Origin of the sequence: Neisseria iguanae (assembly GCF_003013245.1) — a bacterium.
GTDB lineage: Bacteria > Pseudomonadota > Gammaproteobacteria > Burkholderiales > Neisseriaceae > Neisseria > Neisseria iguanae.
In genome coordinates, this window is sequence record NZ_PXYY01000181.1 from 1 (window position 1) to 1,041 (window position 1,041).

At 43.5% G+C, this 1,041-nt stretch carries 3 protein-coding genes; all 3 read right to left on the bottom strand.

Translation table 11 applies throughout. The annotated features are described in order from the left end of the window. Positions 1 to 590: hypothetical protein (locus C7N83_RS13955; RefSeq protein ID WP_146135188.1), on the bottom strand; the 590-nt coding region annotated here is incomplete at its 3' end. Positions 591 to 606: 16 nt separating this feature from the next. After that, positions 607 to 843: a hypothetical protein gene (locus C7N83_RS13960; RefSeq protein ID WP_211296680.1), complete on the bottom strand. Its 237-nt coding sequence runs from the start codon at positions 841 to 843 to the stop codon at positions 607 to 609. Continuing rightward, positions 803 to 1,041, bottom strand: a 239-nt coding sequence (locus C7N83_RS15485) for a hypothetical protein (protein WP_211296681.1), incomplete at its 5' end; no start/stop codon positions are given. The genes C7N83_RS13960 and C7N83_RS15485, both read right to left, overlap by 41 nt.

Here is a 1,041-nt window from a genome sequence, read left to right on the forward strand (position 1 = left end):
TTTAATGCTTTCAAAGCATAACGCATTGCTAAGCCTTCATCGGAGTCTTCAAGTGCTTTTTCAAAACTGATCTCTTTAAAGCAGTAATTCCTACCAGATTTCTCCAGATATTCTTTTAATTCATGAAGGTGTTGATGGTAATTTTGGCGTGAATCCGCATTATCTGAGATATCGCCAACCTGCGTCTCAGCGACACCCCTACCCAAAAGCATCTTTCTTACCTGATCCAATAAGATTTCCAATGAATTTGCTGCCCGATTGCCGACACGGTTTAAAAAGAAATTCAACCGCTCCAGCGTTAAGTCCGGATCCATTATCGACAATACATAGCCCAAAGCCAGCGCATCGGTGATTTTGTACATATAATGGTTGGGCAGCCCCGTACCTTCTTCATTAAAAATCGGCTGTCTGTTCCCTACCTGCTGAAACCACCAGTCATTAGCAGTCACATTGATGCCGTGCTCAGCAAAATAATTATTTGGGGATGTATAAAATTTGGTTTGTTCCAGCAATAACGCAGTTTCAATTGCTGAAAAAAAAGAATTCACCGGTAGCGGGAAAACCTGCACCATTAAAGGTATTGACTTCATCAATCTGAATGCTGTTTTAAAACAGCCTTGCAAATGCACCTGCTAAATGGCCGCCCAAACTGTGGTCGTTTACCGTTACCGATAATGTTTCATTTGCATCCGCAGGGCTCAAAATGACCAAGCCTTTCACAGGGGCTATTATTTTTTCGACCGCAATATGTCGAGATAAATCATCATCTGTCTTGCTCGCCTCCCTGATTTGTACTGCATCTTTATCGGCAGGTGTTACCACCTGATTCCACCAGTTGACCATATTGATAATCTGATGAAGTGGCAGATACAGACAAATCCACATCGGTAATAAAACCCTGCACGCCTTCCGTGCGGTACTGTTCAAAAATCTGTGTCAATCCCCTAACCCCCCATAAAGGAGAAGACACATGACCAAACCCGCATTTGATTTCGAAACCGCACTCAGGCACCTTCAGTCCGGACAGGCACTGACCGGTAA